The following is a 14897-nucleotide window of genomic DNA, read 5'->3' on the forward strand; positions in this document are numbered from 1 at the left end:
AAACCCGAGCCCGCGGCTTGCGCAACATGGACCACTTCTCCACGATGATCCACCTGACCTGCGGCAAGCTCGACCTAGCCACCGTCACCATATAACCAGCCCCACCCACACCAAACAGCGAAAGGCCAATAAATATCTAATATTCCGGCACTCAGCACAAAGGAGAATGCGTAGGGTTTCGCGCCATTCTGTAAACGGCGCGAAACCCTACGCATTTCTGACGCACTCAATACGAGCAGTCAGCATCGACTCTGCCCAGCACTACTGCGCAATCGCCGCGAAAGCCTGATCGAGGTCGTCGATGAGGTCTTCCACGCCCTCGATGCCGACTGACAGCCGCACCAGATTGTCAGGCACTTCCAAGGTCGTGCCAGAAACCGAGGCGTGCGTCATCGCTGCAGGGTGCTCGATAAGCGATTCGACGCCGCCCAAGGACTCAGCGAGCGTGAAGATCTTCGTCGCGCCGGCGAAAGTTCGCGCCGCCTCTCCCCCGGCGGCGAGCTGAATGGAGATCATGCCGCCGAAGCCGCCGTGCATCTGGCGCGCCGCAATGTCGTGACCCGGGTGGCTTTCCAGACCCGGATACCATACATGCTCCACTTCGCCATGCTGCTCGAGCCATTGCGCGATGGCGAGCGCATTCCTGCTGTGCTGTTTGACGCGCAGCTCAAGTGTCTTGAGACCGCGAATCTCAAGCCATGAATCGAATGGCGAAGGCACCGCGCCGGCCGCGTTCTGCAAGAAAGCGACCTTTTCGGCCGTCTCATCGTCATTCACGAGCACCGCGCCGCCGACCACGTCGGAATGCCCGCCGATATACTTCGTAGTCGAATACACCACCGCGTCGGCGCCGTCCTGCAGCGGGTGCTGCAGCACTGGCGAGGCGAAAGTATTATCGACCACGATTTTGGTGCCGTGCGCGTGCGCAAGCGCCGCCGTGGCAGCGATATCGGTGATGCTCAGCAACGGGTTGCTGGGCGTCTCGACCCACGCGTAGGCGTACTGACGCCGCGCCAGCGCCGCGCTGACCGCTGCGGAGTCGGTGATGTCGACGACGTCAAGCGTGACGCCCCACGGCACGAACACCTTGGACAGCAGCCGGTAGGTGCCGCCGTAGACGTCGTTGCCGAGCAGGATCGCGTCGCCGGGTTGGATGGTCGCGCGCAGCAGCACGTCGATGGCCGCTAGACCAGAAGCGAAGGAAATCGCATGCTTTGCGCCTTCCACTGCCGCCAACTGCTTGTCGAAGGACGTCCTCGTGGGATTGACGGACCGGCTGTAGTCGTAGCCGCCGCGCAGGCCTCCGACACCGTCTTGCTTGAAGGTCGAGGTCATGTAGATCGGCGTGGAGACCGCGCCCGTTGTGGAGTCGGGCTCCTGACCCGCGTGGATGGCGCGAGTGGACAGGGCGGCTGCTGGAGCGTCGACGGAGAATGGTGCGGTGGCAGTGGTTTCGGTAGTCATGGTGTTGATCCTTAATCGTTATGTTTCTGTACTGCTGTATATCTGCATAATCGCGCGTTTAATACGTCTGATTGGTGTATGTGTGCATGTGTGTCTAGCTGATTGATCAGTTGAATGATTTGTTATTGGATCGTCGGCTTACTGGCTTGCCTGCCTTTTACGCGCTCCTCCTATGCCGCTGCATGCGTCAACTCTCGCATTCCGGCAGTCGCAGCAGCCGTCGGCATGTCCGCCGTTGCGCGCGCTTCGCCATTCGCGTCGACCAGCGGCTCGGGCGTGGTCGCCTCGACGACGTCCGCATAGTCGTGCGCCCGCATCCACTCGTCATCGAAGATCTTGTCGAGGTAGCCGCGGCCCGAGTCGGGCAGCAGCACGACCATGAGATCGTCGGCGGAAAGATGACGCTCACGGGCATATTGCACGGCAGCCGCGACCGCCATACCGGAGCTTCCGCCGACTAGCAGACCCTCCTCACGGGCTAAGCGCCTGGTCATCCAGAAGGCTTCTTTGTCGCTGATCTGCACGATGCCGTCTGGGATCGAGCGGTCGTAGGCCTTGGGATAGAAGTCCTCGCCCACGCCTTCGATGTCGTAGCCGTGCACATTCGCGGGATCGGAATAGATTGAGCCTTCCGGGTCGGCTCCGACGACTGTCACCGCACCATGCGAGGCTTCTTTGAGATATCGCCCTGTGCCGGAGATCGTGCCGCCGGTGCCGATGCCGGCGACGAAATGGGTGACATGATGCCTGCTGTCACGCCAGATCTCGGGCCCAGTGGTTTCGTAATGGCTCAGCGGGCCGTTTTCGTTGGAGTACTGGTTCGGCTTGAACGCGCCGGGGATCATGCGTGCGAGCCGGTCGGAGACCTGATAGTACGATCGCGGGTCCTGCGGCGCCACGTTCGTCGGCGTCACCACGACTTCGGCGCCATACGCGCGCAGTACGGCACGCTTGGATTGCGAGACCTTGTCGGGCAAGACGAATATGGTCCGGTATCCGCGCTGCTGAGCCACCAAGGCCAGGCCCACGCCGGTGTTCCCGCTGGTCGGCTCGACTATGACGCCGCCGGGCTTAAGCTGCCCGGAACGCTCCGCGGCCTCGATGATGCGCTGCGCGATGCGATCCTTGCTCGATCCGCCGGGATTGAGATATTCGATTTTCACCGCGATTGTCGCATCGATATCGCTTGCGATGCGGTTCAGCCGGACCAGTGGAGTGTCGCCGATCAATTCGGTCACTGAGGAACGGATAGCGGTCGGATGCTCAGCCACGGCGCGGGCGAACGCAGTAGCTGAGGAATGCAGCATGGTCGAAGCCGCGTCTTCGACGCGAGCCTCCGCAGCTGGCGCAGCTGCGGACGAGGCGGTCGCGGCCGGCGCGGCTGCGGGGCGAACAGCGGCATGCCCGGCGTTGGAGTCTGCGCCGCCTGCAACCATGTCGCCGAAATAAGTGTCAATGGAATGAGTGGTCATCATGTCTCGTTTTCCGCGATGAGCCTGTCGCTCATCGCCTGCGTTTGAAGTTCGATGTTTGAGAAGTGCCTTGCAATATCGGCTGCGAAAAACTTGCAGCGGATATGGGATTGCGTGATATCAGAATCGAAGCCGGAAAACGAGCAAACGACACGCCAATTTGAAACGATGATGCTGCACGTGAAGCAAGTGGCATACATCATGCAGATGCCGTGACCCCGCACCCTCAAATCGCCGAGGTACACACATGCACAAGCTATCCACGAGTCGGCGTAATGGTAATGGCTTCATCCGCAATAGCCGAGCAGCGCCGGTTCAACAGCGCTTATTCAACCAGCGCCAGTTCAGCAGAGTGCACATTGTCAACGCGCTGGCATTGCCGTATGCCCGTTCCCTGTCTTGCCTTGGTCCAGTTTCGATGTGATTCGAAGTGCGATAATTACGAATGCATCAGTATCGTGAATACTCATCACTCCACGGATCGACAAACCCACAGTGCTCACACCTGCGAACCAAGAAGTTGTTCGCGCGCTGCACTAGCACTACATATACACACGCTGCCGCATAATTGCCGTCACAGCTGCACAGTCGCCGATACCATTCTCGTTGGTCTGCACGAATCATCAATTGCACATCGCGAACCGACCATACGCCTGATTCTTTATCGCCGCGAACAAGCTATAGCGCCATCAAACCCAACGCCATCAAACCAGTGTCATCGTCTCTTTAATTATGCGTCGTTGCCCGTCCGCCTGCGTCGGCGTCGGTCAGAGACAACAACAACATAAGAGATACGTCATGAAAAAAACCATAGCACACCGTTGCATCCCCGCGTGTCGCGCCGGTTTACATGCGCACTTTCCAGGCACCCCGCGTCATCGCACGATGTATTCAGTCGTCGTGCGACGTATTGGTTCGTTATGTAACGGCTCACTCCGCCTTCACCGGTCTTTTTCGACACCCATGAGCATGTGCGAGGCTTTCACCATGCGCTCGGAATGTTCTTTCGCCTTGAGCCAGGCGATGCTGCGCGTGCACTGCTTGATCATGCCTCAGTAGGAGACGATCTGGGACGGAGCGTCGCCAATCGCATTGGAACTCGCAGCAGGCACAGCAGCGGAGCCCAGGGCGCCGTTCGGCCTGCCATCGAGATAGGGATCCTTGATGCTGAACCGCAGATCCATATAATGCTCGCTGCCCAGCAGAAAATCGCCGTCGAGCATGTGCTCTCGGCGCAGCGCGGAGTGCGGCGACAGCGCGGACCCCAGCTCGGATACATCATCATAGGTCGAGAAACGATAATCGAGCGAACCGCCCTGTGCGCATGACGCTCGCACTAAGCCAGTCGCTACCCATGCCTTCGTCGCGCGAAACGCGCGCCCGTGCCTCTGCTGTTCGCATGGCAAAAAACTAAGATCACTCGGAATCCCTCTTGCCGCTCGTGCAGGGCATCGCTTAGGGTAATGGCATGAGGATTATCGAAACACAGCCGGAGCGTACGGATCTGCCGCTCGTCGTGGTTCCTAATATCGTCGACGCCATGCTGGAGCCGTTCACCGGCACTCTGGATCTCCTGCGCGACGTCGCCCGGGTGCGCATCTATACCGAGCCCACGCTTGACGAAGATACATTGGTCGAGCGCATGGAGGGGGCAAAAGGCGTTGTCATCATCGGATTCCATGTGAGCGATGCGATGCTGGATCGCGTCGGCGACCATGTCGGGTGCTTCGCGTTCGGCGGTACCGGCGTCGCCAGCTACATCAATCTCATTGCCACAAGAGAGCGCGGCATCCGGGTGTGCAATGTCGTGCACTACGGCGACGGCGCGGTGGCCGAGCATGCCGTCGCACTGATGATGGAGCTGGCTCGCCACGTCGGCCGGATGGACGCCGCGATGCATGTCGGCGGATGGCACGGCGAAGACGGGGTCTCGTTGGAGGATAAGACCATCGGACTGGTCGGATTCGGCGGCATCGGTCAGCGGATGGCCCGCATCGCACGAGGCTTCGGCATGCAGCTTCTCGTCTGGAACTCGCATCTTGATGTCCAGGCTGTGCGTGATCTGGAAGCCACGCCTGTAAACGATCTTGGCGAGCTCTTCGAGCGCTCCGACATTGTCAGTCTGCATCTGCCGCTGCTGCCGGACACCGCCGGGCTGATCGCCTCGGAACAGTTGAACCGCTTGCGGCCAGGAACCCTGTTTGTCAATACCGCGCGCGCCGAAGTCATCCAGCCGGGGGCGCTGACCAGCCGTCTGCAGCGCGGCGACATCAGCGCCGGACTGGACGTCTTCGATACCGAGCCGCTGGCCGACGACGACCCGCTGCGCACGCTGCCGAATGTCGTGCTCACCCCGCATGTCGCATGGCGCGCCGAGGCGGCCTACGCCAGCCTTACCCGACAACTCTCACAGTCGCTCGCGGCGTATTTCAAGGGCGAATCCTTCAACATCGCGAACTGAGGTCAGATTCAGGCTCCCTGCAACTCAGAACATAAGTTCTGAAACTCAACATCGATTTTATTCAGCAGATTCAAGAAAATTCCGTCGCACGACGTCGTTTCCACGTCAGTATCAAACCAGAGAACGGCGGAATGACGCCAAAAACATCGAGTCATATTCGACGTCTACTTTGCGAAGTGCTTAATAGCAGAAAAAACTGCCTACTAGCCGAATATGCAGCCATCATCAGACGCCCCATAACGGAAATCACCGTCATCTCAGCACTTTTTTCGCCTATTAAGCAGATGCGAAAGTATCAGGCCGTTGCGGCCTTCATGCAATCCTTGGGATTCCGCCGATCTCGAAGGAACGGCCCGAATCGAAAAACCATGAGCAGCCTGTTTCGTGCAAAATGTGCTGAGTAAATGATGGCTGATGCCGCAAGGCTCTTACTGCACCGTCCTGGCACAACGGAAACGGTGCGAAATCTCTTACAGCGAGGCAGCGTCGATGAGCCGTTTGGTGTAATCATGCCGCGGATGCTCGAGTATGGCGGCGGTCGGGCCTGACTCGACGACCACGCCCTCGTGCAGCACGACGATACGCTCGGCGATGCGGCGTACCACACCCAAATCATGGGAAACCATGATCAAGGCCATTCCCGGATGCGAACGACGCAATGCCGCGAATGAGTCGAGTATCTGCAACCGGGCCGCCACATCGATGGCGCTCATCGGCTCGTCGGCGACCAGCAACGCTGGGTTAGTCACAACAGCCCGGGCAATGGCGGCACGCTGCGCTTGGCCTCCGGACAGGTCAATCGGATAGCGGCCCATGAACTGATCTGGTTCCAAGCCGACTTGTTCCAGCGCCGACTCAGCCGCAGCAGCCATCTCTTTGCGGCCACGAATCCCGGCGACTCGCAACGGCTCATAGATTGACCGCGCAATAGTCCAGCGCGGATCGAGCGAGGTGAAGGGATTCTGCAGCACCAGACCGGATTCCCGACGCAGTAGCCGCCAGCCGGGCGAATGCCTGCCATGGACGGTCTGCCCGCGATACTCCACCGTTCCCGAATCAGCGTTTTCCAGTCCCAGCAGAATCCGGACAAGCGTCGATTTGCCGGAACCCGATCCGCCGATAATCGCTACGGATTCGCCTCGGTCAATCTGCAACGACACATCGGACAGGGTTTGACACGCTTCAGTCGCGCGACCGAAGCGTTTGCTGACATGTTCGGCGTGAATCATCGTGGTTTCAGCATTCGCGTTCATCAGCGCCCTCTCTCTTGCTTCGACGCCTTTGCACCGCCCGAACCAGTGTGCAGCGTCAGCTCACGAGCGGCGTGCACCAGCTGCTGCGCCTGCGAGGTGCGCGGGCGATCAAGCAGAGTGCGCGTCGAACCGGATTCGATGATATGGCCGGCGTCGAGCACGTAGCAGTCGTCGGTGGCGTGCGCGAGCACGGAGAAGTCGTGCGTGATGAACAACATTGAGGCGCCCGACTCGTCGGCCAGCGACACGAGTAGCCGCACGATCTGGCGTTGGGTGATGGAATCCAGCGATGTCGTCGGCTCGTCGGCAAGTATCAGCTTGGGCGCGCCCACCAATGCAGTGGCTATGCCGACGCGCTGCTGCTGGCCGCCGGAAAGCTGATGCGGGAATCGACTGCCAAACGATGCGTCAAGCCCGACTTTGTCAAGCATCGCGGCCGCCCGCGCCTTGCGCTGTACGGCCGAGAGATTGAAATGCAAAGCGAGCGGCAGCATCACCTGCTGCATGACAGTCAGCACCGGGTTGAGCGCGCTGCCGGGATTCTGGAATATCATCGACACATACCGGCCGCGCAAATCAGCAAGTTCGCGCTCGCCCATGCCGACAATTTCTTCGCCTTCGTAGCGAATCGAGCCAGCACATGTTGCGGTCGACGGCAGCAGTCCCATCATGGCCTTAGCGATCATCGATTTGCCCGAGCCGGAAGCCCCGATCAGACCGACACGGCTATGATCGGCGATGTGCAGATCCACGTCGCCGACGATCGGCACTCCGCCGAGTGCAATCGAAAGCCCTTGGATGTCCACGCTCATGGACGCACCTTCTTCGATCGCGCTGGTTCTGGCTGTGATTGCCTCCATCTCACCTGCCGCAGTGCCGGATTCGCCACCGGGTCGGCCGCTTCGCGCAGGGCATCGCCAAACAGATTCAGCGCCACGACGACGCAAGTGACAATCAAGCCCGGCCAGAGCACCGTGAGCGGATACACGTTGATGAACTTGACGGAAGTTGCCAAGGAATGCCCCCAGCTCGGCACGCCCGAGGGCACGCCGATGCCCAAATACGTCAGCCCTGACTCCGCCAAAACCGCAGTGCCAGCGGACAGCGAGAGCTGCACGGACATGGTCGGCAAGGCATTGGGCACGATATGACTAACCAGCACACGCAACGGCGAGACTCCGGCAGCTCGGGCCGCTTCGGCATAATCGGAACGCGCCGCGAGCAACGCTTGAGGCCGTGCGACTCTGGCAAGATTGAGCCCATAGCCCAGTCCGCAGGCGATGACAATGACGGCGATGGACGCGCCCATGGGCACCGCCAGAATCAAGGCGATCAACACCGTCGGAATCGAAATCAGCGCGTCCACAGCGACGACCGCCACACCGGACAGCAGCGCAGCACCCGACACCATGGCGGCCATGAGCAGCAGTCCGATTACGGCTGCCACACCCACGGTCAGCACGACGATCAGCAGATTCGTGCGCGAACCAGCCATCAGCCAGCTGAATACATCAGCTCCGGTGCCGTCGGTGCCAAGCCAGTGACCCGCAGAAGGCGCGGCCCAAACGTGATAGCCGTCCGTGGCCCACAGCGAATGCGGCGTCCACAGCAGCGAAACGAGCGCAATCAGCACCCACAAGCTGAGCACAGTGACCGCATAACGACCTTGCACATGCGACCAAATGGATTTCAGGATGGTCATAGCCGTTGCCCTCCGGAATCGCTGAGCCGCGGGTCGAGCGCGCGGTGCAGCAGATCGACGACCAGCCCGATGGCCAGGAAGAACGCAGCGAGCATGAACAACTCGCCTTGCACGGCGATCAGATCGCGGTTGCCCACATCGGAAATCAGTCCCTCCCCTAAGCCTGGCAGGTCGAAAAGGTTCTCGATGACCATGACCCCGGTGATCATCTCGGCGAAGGTCAGCCCGATCACGGACACGAGCTGCGGCATCGCCAACCGCAACCCGACCGTCATCATGGCTCGCGCGCGCGTCATGCCGCATGCCATCGCCATGTCGATGGTGCCGCTCGAGAGGAGCTCCCCTAGCGCCGCCCTTGTGTAGCGCATCAAACCAGCACCGACGATAATGCCTACCGCCAACGCAGGCAACGCCAGCGAAGACAGCGCTCGCGAGAATGCGGCCCAGCCCTCCTGCGGAAAGCCTTGGGAGGGGAACAGCCCGATCAGTCCGATCCCTTTGCCAAGCAGCAGTATGAGCAGCAGACCGCCCCACAGCGCCGGGATCGAGCCGCCCACGACGGCGAGCACATGAAACAGTGCGCGCAACCATTCGCTCTTAGCCAGACTCGAGGCGCAGCCGAGCGGAACGCCGATGAACAACGCAATGACCAGCCCCATGACTATCAGCGGGAAGGTCACCGAAGCACGCGCACCGACCTGCGCGGAGATCGTGCGACCGGTAAGCATCGACACACCGAAGTCGCCGTGCAGCAGCGCACCCGCCCAATCGAGATACTGCTGGAGCAACGGCCGGTCGAGCCCAAGCTGCACACGCAGCGCCGCGACCCGCGCTGGCGGCGAATTCATGCCGGCCATTACCGAAGCCACATCGCCGGGAAGCACCCGCAGCGCCATGAAGATCAGAACGGAGATGACCGCAAGCGCCGCTATGAACAGCGCGAGCCGTCGAAGAAGGAATCGCATGGAAACCGTGCCTTACTCTGTGTCTCTGTGTCTTCTAACCGTTTGACCTCTAACCCATGTGGGGTCTCTAGCAAATGTGGGGTCTCTAGCAACCCGTGTGCCCTAGAGACCCACCCACACAAGTCGCACAACCGCTACGGCCGGTAGACCACGTCGTAGAGTGGGAGCAACGTCTGGTTGAGGTTCACTGGGAAGCCTTCGACGCCTTTCGCCCACGCCGTGGTGACGCGGTAGTTGAACAGCCAGTCCGCAGGCGCATCCCGGCTCACGATGCGCGCGGCCTGTGCCAAGTACTGCTCGCTCTCCTTGGCGGTTGTGGCCGCGAGGGACTTCGCGTAGAGCGCCTGCACCTCCTTGCTGTCGTAGTTGTAGTAGTAGGTCGGCGTCGCCCACTGGTAGAAATCATGGCTCTCGTTGTGGTCGACCAGCGACAGGTCGTAGTTCTTGTTGGTGTAGACGTCCTGCAGCCAAGTGGAGAATTCGACGACGTTGACCTTCAGATCGATGCCGACGACCCTGAGCTGCGAGCGCAGCTGGTCGCCCAGTTCGGTGCCGTAGGTACTCGCGTAGGTCAGACTCAGCCGCAGTGGTTTAGACGTGCTGTATCCTGCTTCGGCAAGCAGGCTTTTAGCCTTGGCTTCATCATGCGGATACAGGCCGGTCAGGTCTTCGTAGCCCGGGTCGAGGCTGGGGATGGGGCCGCCGAGCGCCTTGTCAACGCCGCCGCGCGAGGCGATGATGGCCTTGTGGTCGATGGCGTAGCGGATGGCCTGACGCACGCGCCTGTCCGAGGTCTTCGCGCCTTTGGAGTTGAATGCGAGCACGAACTTGTCGGTGTCGTCGCCCGCTTTGACGGTGTAGTTGGCGGCATCCTTGCGGAAGGGCGCGGCCAGGTTCTCGCTGATCGGCGCAAGCACCTGTACGTCCCCGGACTTCAAGGCATTGACAGCCGCATTGTCGTCGGCGAAGAAGCGTATCAGCACATTGGCGGTCTTCGCCTTGTTCGCACCCCAATACTTCGGATTGGCCTTGAGCGATATCGAATCGTTCGCCACGAAGCGCTGCACCGTGTACGGACCCGAACCGAGTGCGGCCGTTTTCGCGTCGTAGTGCGCATCCTTGTCAAAGACCAGTCCAGGCCGCCCGGCAAGCGACCACAGCAGGTCGGCGTACGGCGCGCTCAGCGTGATCTCGACCGTGTTGGCGTCCACAGCCCGTACGGATTTGAAGTTGCGTAGCGCTTCGGCATCGTGATACTGCCTGGTGACCAATTCGTCGATCGACCATGCTGCGTCGCCGGCGTCGAGCCTGTCGCCGTTGGAGAAGGTGATGCCGGTATTCAAGTGGAAGGTATAGGTCGTGCCGTCGCTGCTGATATCCCAGCTTTTGGCCAGTGCAGGCACGACCTGGTTCTTCGCGTTGCGCGCCACGAGGCCCTCGTAGACGTTGCCGATGAGGATCTGGTCGAGCGTGGAGCCGGACTGGTTGCGGATATCGAGATTGGTCGGCGGGAGCTTCAGGCCGATGGCAACGGTATCTTTCGTTGCGCCGGCAGGAGCAGGCTTGGATGCCCAGTTGAATGCGAATATGGCGGCGCCGATCGCCGCGACGACCACGATGGCAACCGCGATCCAGATCCATGGTCTTTGCCGGCCGCTGTCCGGCCTGCGCGGTTTGAGGCTGGCGTTTAGCTCTGCATCGGTTCCCGACTTAAGGGTGTTGATATCGGTTGCATTTCTGTTTGCGTCACTGTTGGTAGCGTCAGTGTTGCTTGTGCTGGCTGTGGTTGCGTCGACATCGTCGTACGCACCGTTATACTCTGTCATAATCGCCTCGAATATGGCTCGGTGAAGTTATGTCGTTATCATTCAATTGTCATGCTGGCCGCCCGTACGGGTCGTCCGCGCTGTGTCTCTACGCACTATCGCCTAGACAGTGCCAGCATAGCCCTATGATGGGAAGTCAGCTGCGCTGCGCTTCGTCATGGCATGTCATGGAATGTCCCAGCAAGTAAGGCAAGGCTCGCGGCAGTTCACAGCACATCGCAGGTCGGGAGGCCCTATGCTTATCGCGGTTGACATCGGCAACACCAATATCGTGCTCGGGTTCTTGCATGGGCGCGACGTCATCGGCGCCTACCGCATGACCACCAAGGCGAACCACACCTCAGACGAATACGGTCTCATGCTCAGGCAGTTTCTGGCGCTGAGCGGCTTGGAGCCCGCCGATGTGGACGACGTCATCATCGCTTCGGTGGTGCCCAAGGTCATGCATTCTTTCCGCTCAAGCATCATCAAGTTCCTCGGCATCGACCCGATGATCGTGGGCCCAGGCATCAAATCGGGCATCGGTATCCGGCTCGACGATCCCAAGTCGCTGGGCGCCGACTGCCTGGCCGATTGCGCCGGCGCATACTACACATACAGCGGTCCGGTGTTGGTCGCCGATTTCGGCACCGCCACCACATTCAATTACGTCAATGCCAAGGGCACCATCATCTCCGGGCTCATCGCCCCGGGCATCCGCACCGCCGCCGCGGCGCTGTGGGGCGGGACCGCACAGCTGCCTGAAGTCGAGATCACCCGGCCGGATTCCATTTTGGCATCCGGTACGAAAACCGCCATGCAGGCCGGGCTGTATTACAACTTCCTCGGCGGCATCGAGCGTATGATTCGGCAGTTCCACGACGAGATCGATGATAATTTCAAGGTAATTACCACCGGAGGCCTCGGCCGTATCTTCGCCGACGACACCGATCTGATCGATGTGTACGACCCCGAGCTCATGTTCAAAGGCATGGCTGCGATTTACGAGCGCAACGTCAGATAAGGGATAGCCTGCGCTGTGTGTACCGTTCCTGTTCGCGCCCAGGGTTAGTTGATCGTGAAACCTTGATTGAACCCATATGCCTTGAGATCCTGCTGCCACAGTGCGATGCCGTCGTTCAACGCGACTTTCTGCCCTGGCGAGGCGGGAACGGTGATCTGGCTGCCATCCGGATTGGTCAGGCCATCGTCGATGCGCGCCTGAGCCTGCAGCACCGCCTGCTCGCGGTTCGACCAGTGGTACGCCTTTCCTACAGTGTCGCGAAAATCGCTGCGGGCATATACCTCGAAAGGCAGATACTGATAGCCGACCGACACATTTTCGGCGGATTGTGCAAGCACCTTGTTGAACTCCTGGCCGCCAAAATACGGCACGCTGATGCCTCGCGCGTCCTTGATCGTGGTTTTCGAGAGGAATCCGGGGACGTTCAAGGACGCTTTGTCGGCCGGGAAGGAGCCGCCATCCACGCGCGCACGGATTCCCGCGCTCTCATGGCAGGCATATTCGACGAAACGGAAAGCCGCGTCGGGCTTGCGGCTGGACTGCAGCACGCCAAGCGCCGAGCCGCCGTTCTCCGAATTCGTCGATGACCCATCGGCGGTGGGCATTGGCGCCACACGCCAAAGACCTGCGGTCCCTGGCACGTCTGAAAGCAGCAGCGAAGGCATCCACGCACCGGAGAACACGGAAGCGACCTCCCCCGAGCCCAGGGCTCGCTTCCATCCGCTTGACCATGTGGACAGATGGGTATCGACAAGGCCGTCGTCGATCATCTTCTGCCAGAATTCGGTGAAGATCTTCGTGCCTGCATCGCCGTCAAGATCCACAGTCACCGTCTTGCCGTCGACCGAGGTATGGAAGGGCCGGCCCCCGGCCAGCCATATCATCGCATCGTAGAAACTTGCGTCACCGGCATCGGCCGCGATGTACACACCGATTTTCTTCAGTTTCTTAGCCGCCTCATAATAGTCATTCCAGGTGTGAATCGCCGAGGCATCGACCCCGGCCTGGTCGAACGCATCCTTGTTATAGAAGAACGCCATCGGCCCGGAATCCATCGGCAGCCCGTAGACGCGGCTGTTGAGCTGCACTGAGGACCATGTGCCGGGCGTGAAGAAACTGCCGTAGTCTGAGACCCTGTCCGTCAGATCGCGCAGCTGGCCGCTGATCGCATACTGTTGCAGTGCGAAATACTCGAGCTGCACGACGTCCGGCATGCCATAGCCGTCTTCGATCGCCGTGTTGAGATTCTCATAGCCGGATGTGTCTCTGATGACGATGCGGATGTCAGGGTTCTGCCTCTCGAAATCCACGGCAAGGGCCTTCATGCTCGGTTCCCACGACCAGACGGTGACAAGCGTGCGCGTGTCGCGCGGTCCGCAGGCCGCTGTGGCGAACAGCATCAGCGAGGCAAAAGCGGCGGCGAGTAGCCTATTGAAGCGCCTGAAAGACATGATGCCGCTCCCTTGAATGCCGTTCATAGGCCTTTGTTGTATGTCATCTCCACCAAGTCTGCGATATGGGGAATACATCAATAGGTAAATCAGTATATCCAACGGGGCGGGCAACTGATTGCTGCACACCCTGTGATGTTTGAGAAGTATGCAGGCAGTATGCCGAACATGATCTAATTTATCGTTCCGATTAAACTCATCAATGTAGCTCGGCGCGATGGGGCATTATATGGAGACGAGACCGATTCTGAGGACAATCCTAACAGTCGTCCGAGCCGGACTAATGCGAGTTTCGGCCAGATTGGGACGCATGAAAAGGTGCTGTCTTGGCCACTCCACGCGGTTTCTGCAGTTCTTCGAGGGAGACCCTGCCCACCTTCAGTGAGCAAATGAGCCCTTTCTATGGTGCGCAGCCGAGCCTACCCCAACGGCACACGCGAGACGAAACGACGTGGTTCGTCGGCGATTGGGTCGATGAATGCAAGCGAGCGGGCGACCAGCTGCAGCGGGGTCGTGAAGTCATCATAATCCGGGTATTCGATGCGCGGGTAGAGATCGTCTCCGGCGATCGGCAGCCCCAGCGCGTTCATATGCACGCGCAACTGATGCGTTTTGCCGGTTTTCGGCTCGAGAATATAACGGCGGCGTACGTGCTGGCTATGCGAGCGAAATACGGACGCCCGCGAGACTGCCCTTCGCTCGGCCATCCCTGAACTCGCACGGCACTCGGCCACCTTCAGATCCACGCCGTCGTCCCTGTAGCCGTCTCGACTGCCATACACGCCGCCACTGCATCTGCCATCCGCCAGCCGAATCACCGTTTCGGCATTCACCTCGCCCGGCTCCTCATAGGCCTGCAGAACGCCTCGCTGCTTGACGATCCTTGAGCGCCGAAGCAGAGGAAACACGGCAGGCGGATCGAGCCGGGCGACGACGCCGTACCGCGGCCGCACGATCGGCGCCGCAAGAGCCAGGCATTCGTAGGTCTTCGTGACCATGTGCCGTTGGAAAAGCATCTGATACGTTTTGCGCAGCCGGGGCTTGCGCGTGAACACGACAATGCCGGCGGTCGCCCGATCCAAGCGATGCGCAGGGGCGATATCCGGTTCACCGAACTGCTCGCGCAACCTGATCAGCGCGGTCTGCCGGTACCACATGCCGCGCGGCGTGGTGGCCAGAAAGTGCGGCTTGTCGATGACGATGATGCCCGAATCCTCGTATATCACGTCATAGCCGAACGGGATTTCCGGCTCGTCCCCGACCCAGCGGTGCCTCTCAGTCATGCCTCCATACTGCCACA

Annotated in this window: 12 protein-coding genes; 2 read left to right on the forward strand and 10 right to left on the reverse strand. The window is 60.3% G+C overall.

What is annotated here, in order from left to right:
- Positions 1 to 261 precede the first annotated feature (261 nt).
- From LKG04_RS05760 to LKG04_RS05770, 3 genes are all read right to left on the reverse strand, one after another.
- The gene (locus LKG04_RS05760) at positions 262 to 1464 is read right to left on the reverse strand and encodes a cystathionine gamma-synthase (RefSeq protein WP_291763391.1); all 1203 of its coding nucleotides are present in this window, start codon (positions 1462 to 1464) and stop codon (positions 262 to 264) included.
- Positions 1465 to 1634: 170 nt separating this feature from the next.
- Complete coding sequence (locus LKG04_RS05765) at positions 1635 to 2771, reverse strand: pyridoxal-phosphate dependent enzyme (protein ID WP_291763400.1); 1137 nt, start codon at positions 2769 to 2771, stop codon at positions 1635 to 1637.
- A gap of 1217 nt (positions 2772 to 3988) precedes the next feature.
- Entirely contained in the window at positions 3989 to 4273 is a 285-nt protein-coding gene (locus tag LKG04_RS05770; RefSeq protein WP_291763394.1) for a hypothetical protein, read from the reverse strand.
- Between the two features lie 131 nt (positions 4274 to 4404).
- Between LKG04_RS05770 and LKG04_RS05775 the strand changes: the two genes are divergently transcribed.
- The gene (locus LKG04_RS05775; RefSeq protein ID WP_291763395.1) at positions 4405 to 5397 is read left to right on the forward strand and encodes a D-2-hydroxyacid dehydrogenase family protein; all 993 of its coding nucleotides are present in this window, start codon (positions 4405 to 4407) and stop codon (positions 5395 to 5397) included.
- A gap of 470 nt (positions 5398 to 5867) precedes the next feature.
- Here the strand turns inward: LKG04_RS05775 and LKG04_RS05780 are convergent, their stop codons facing one another.
- The 5 genes from LKG04_RS05780 to LKG04_RS05800 all read right to left on the reverse strand — a co-directional run bounded on the left by LKG04_RS05780 (position 5868) and on the right by LKG04_RS05800 (position 11143).
- Positions 5868 to 6650, reverse strand: a complete 783-nt coding sequence (locus LKG04_RS05780) for an ABC transporter ATP-binding protein (protein ID WP_434734855.1) — start codon at positions 6648 to 6650, stop codon at positions 5868 to 5870.
- Positions 6650 to 7462, reverse strand: coding sequence for an ABC transporter ATP-binding protein (locus LKG04_RS05785; protein ID WP_291761561.1), 813 nt, complete (start codon positions 7460 to 7462; stop codon positions 6650 to 6652). The genes LKG04_RS05780 and LKG04_RS05785 overlap by 1 nt, the downstream gene beginning before the upstream one ends.
- Positions 7459 to 8352, reverse strand: coding sequence for an ABC transporter permease (locus LKG04_RS05790; protein WP_291761559.1), 894 nt, complete (start codon positions 8350 to 8352; stop codon positions 7459 to 7461). Before LKG04_RS05790 ends, LKG04_RS05785 begins: the two co-directional genes overlap by 4 nt.
- The gene (locus LKG04_RS05795; protein ID WP_291761557.1) at positions 8349 to 9317 is read right to left on the reverse strand and encodes an ABC transporter permease; all 969 of its coding nucleotides are present in this window, start codon (positions 9315 to 9317) and stop codon (positions 8349 to 8351) included. The genes LKG04_RS05790 and LKG04_RS05795 overlap by 4 nt, the downstream gene beginning before the upstream one ends.
- A gap of 134 nt (positions 9318 to 9451) precedes the next feature.
- Complete coding sequence (locus tag LKG04_RS05800) at positions 9452 to 11143, reverse strand: ABC transporter substrate-binding protein (RefSeq protein WP_291761555.1); 1692 nt, start codon at positions 11141 to 11143, stop codon at positions 9452 to 9454.
- Between the two features lie 235 nt (positions 11144 to 11378).
- Between LKG04_RS05800 and LKG04_RS05805 the strand changes: the two genes are divergently transcribed.
- Positions 11379 to 12146, forward strand: coding sequence for a type III pantothenate kinase (locus LKG04_RS05805; RefSeq protein ID WP_291761553.1), 768 nt, complete (start codon positions 11379 to 11381; stop codon positions 12144 to 12146).
- A gap of 44 nt (positions 12147 to 12190) precedes the next feature.
- Here the strand turns inward: LKG04_RS05805 and LKG04_RS05810 are convergent, their stop codons facing one another.
- Together LKG04_RS05810 and LKG04_RS05815 are read right to left on the reverse strand one after the other, a co-directional pair.
- Positions 12191 to 13597: an ABC transporter substrate-binding protein gene (locus LKG04_RS05810; RefSeq protein WP_291761552.1), complete on the reverse strand. Its 1407-nt coding sequence runs from the start codon at positions 13595 to 13597 to the stop codon at positions 12191 to 12193.
- Between the two features lie 419 nt (positions 13598 to 14016).
- On the reverse strand, positions 14017 to 14880 hold the full coding sequence (locus LKG04_RS05815) for a pseudouridine synthase (protein WP_291761550.1): 864 nt from the start codon (positions 14878 to 14880) through the stop codon (positions 14017 to 14019).
- Between the last annotated feature and the right edge of the window lie 17 nt (positions 14881 to 14897).

It is taken from the genome of Bifidobacterium sp. (assembly GCF_022640935.1).
In the GTDB taxonomy this organism is placed as follows: Bacteria; Actinomycetota; Actinomycetes; order Actinomycetales; family Bifidobacteriaceae; genus Bifidobacterium.

What these genes read in the sequence shown, in the direction of transcription:
- LKG04_RS05760 (WP_291763391.1), bottom strand. Translation starts at nt 1,464, where the DNA reads ATGACTACCGAAACCACTGCCACCGCACCATTCTCCGTCGACGCTCCA.
- LKG04_RS05765 (WP_291763400.1), bottom strand. Translation starts at nt 2,771, where the DNA reads ATGCTGCATTCCTCAGCTACTGCGTTCGCCCGCGCCGTGGCTGAGCAT.
- LKG04_RS05775 (WP_291763395.1), top strand. Translation starts at nt 4,405, where the DNA reads ATGAGGATTATCGAAACACAGCCGGAGCGTACGGATCTGCCGCTCGTC.
- LKG04_RS05780 (WP_434734855.1), bottom strand. Translation starts at nt 6,650, where the DNA reads ATGAACGCGAATGCTGAAACCACGATGATTCACGCCGAACATGTCAGC.
- LKG04_RS05785 (WP_291761561.1), bottom strand. Translation starts at nt 7,462, where the DNA reads ATGAGCGTGGACATCCAAGGGCTTTCGATTGCACTCGGCGGAGTGCCG.
- LKG04_RS05790 (WP_291761559.1), bottom strand. Translation starts at nt 8,352, where the DNA reads ATGACCATCCTGAAATCCATTTGGTCGCATGTGCAAGGTCGTTATGCG.
- LKG04_RS05795 (WP_291761557.1), bottom strand. Translation starts at nt 9,317, where the DNA reads ATGCGATTCCTTCTTCGACGGCTCGCGCTGTTCATAGCGGCGCTTGCG.
- LKG04_RS05800 (WP_291761555.1), bottom strand. Translation starts at nt 11,143, where the DNA reads ATGACAGAGTATAACGGTGCGTACGACGATGTCGACGCAACCACAGCC.
- LKG04_RS05805 (WP_291761553.1), top strand. Translation starts at nt 11,379, where the DNA reads ATGCTTATCGCGGTTGACATCGGCAACACCAATATCGTGCTCGGGTTC.
- LKG04_RS05810 (WP_291761552.1), bottom strand. Translation starts at nt 13,597, where the DNA reads ATGTCTTTCAGGCGCTTCAATAGGCTACTCGCCGCCGCTTTTGCCTCG.
- LKG04_RS05815 (WP_291761550.1), bottom strand. Translation starts at nt 14,880, where the DNA reads ATGACTGAGAGGCACCGCTGGGTCGGGGACGAGCCGGAAATCCCGTTC.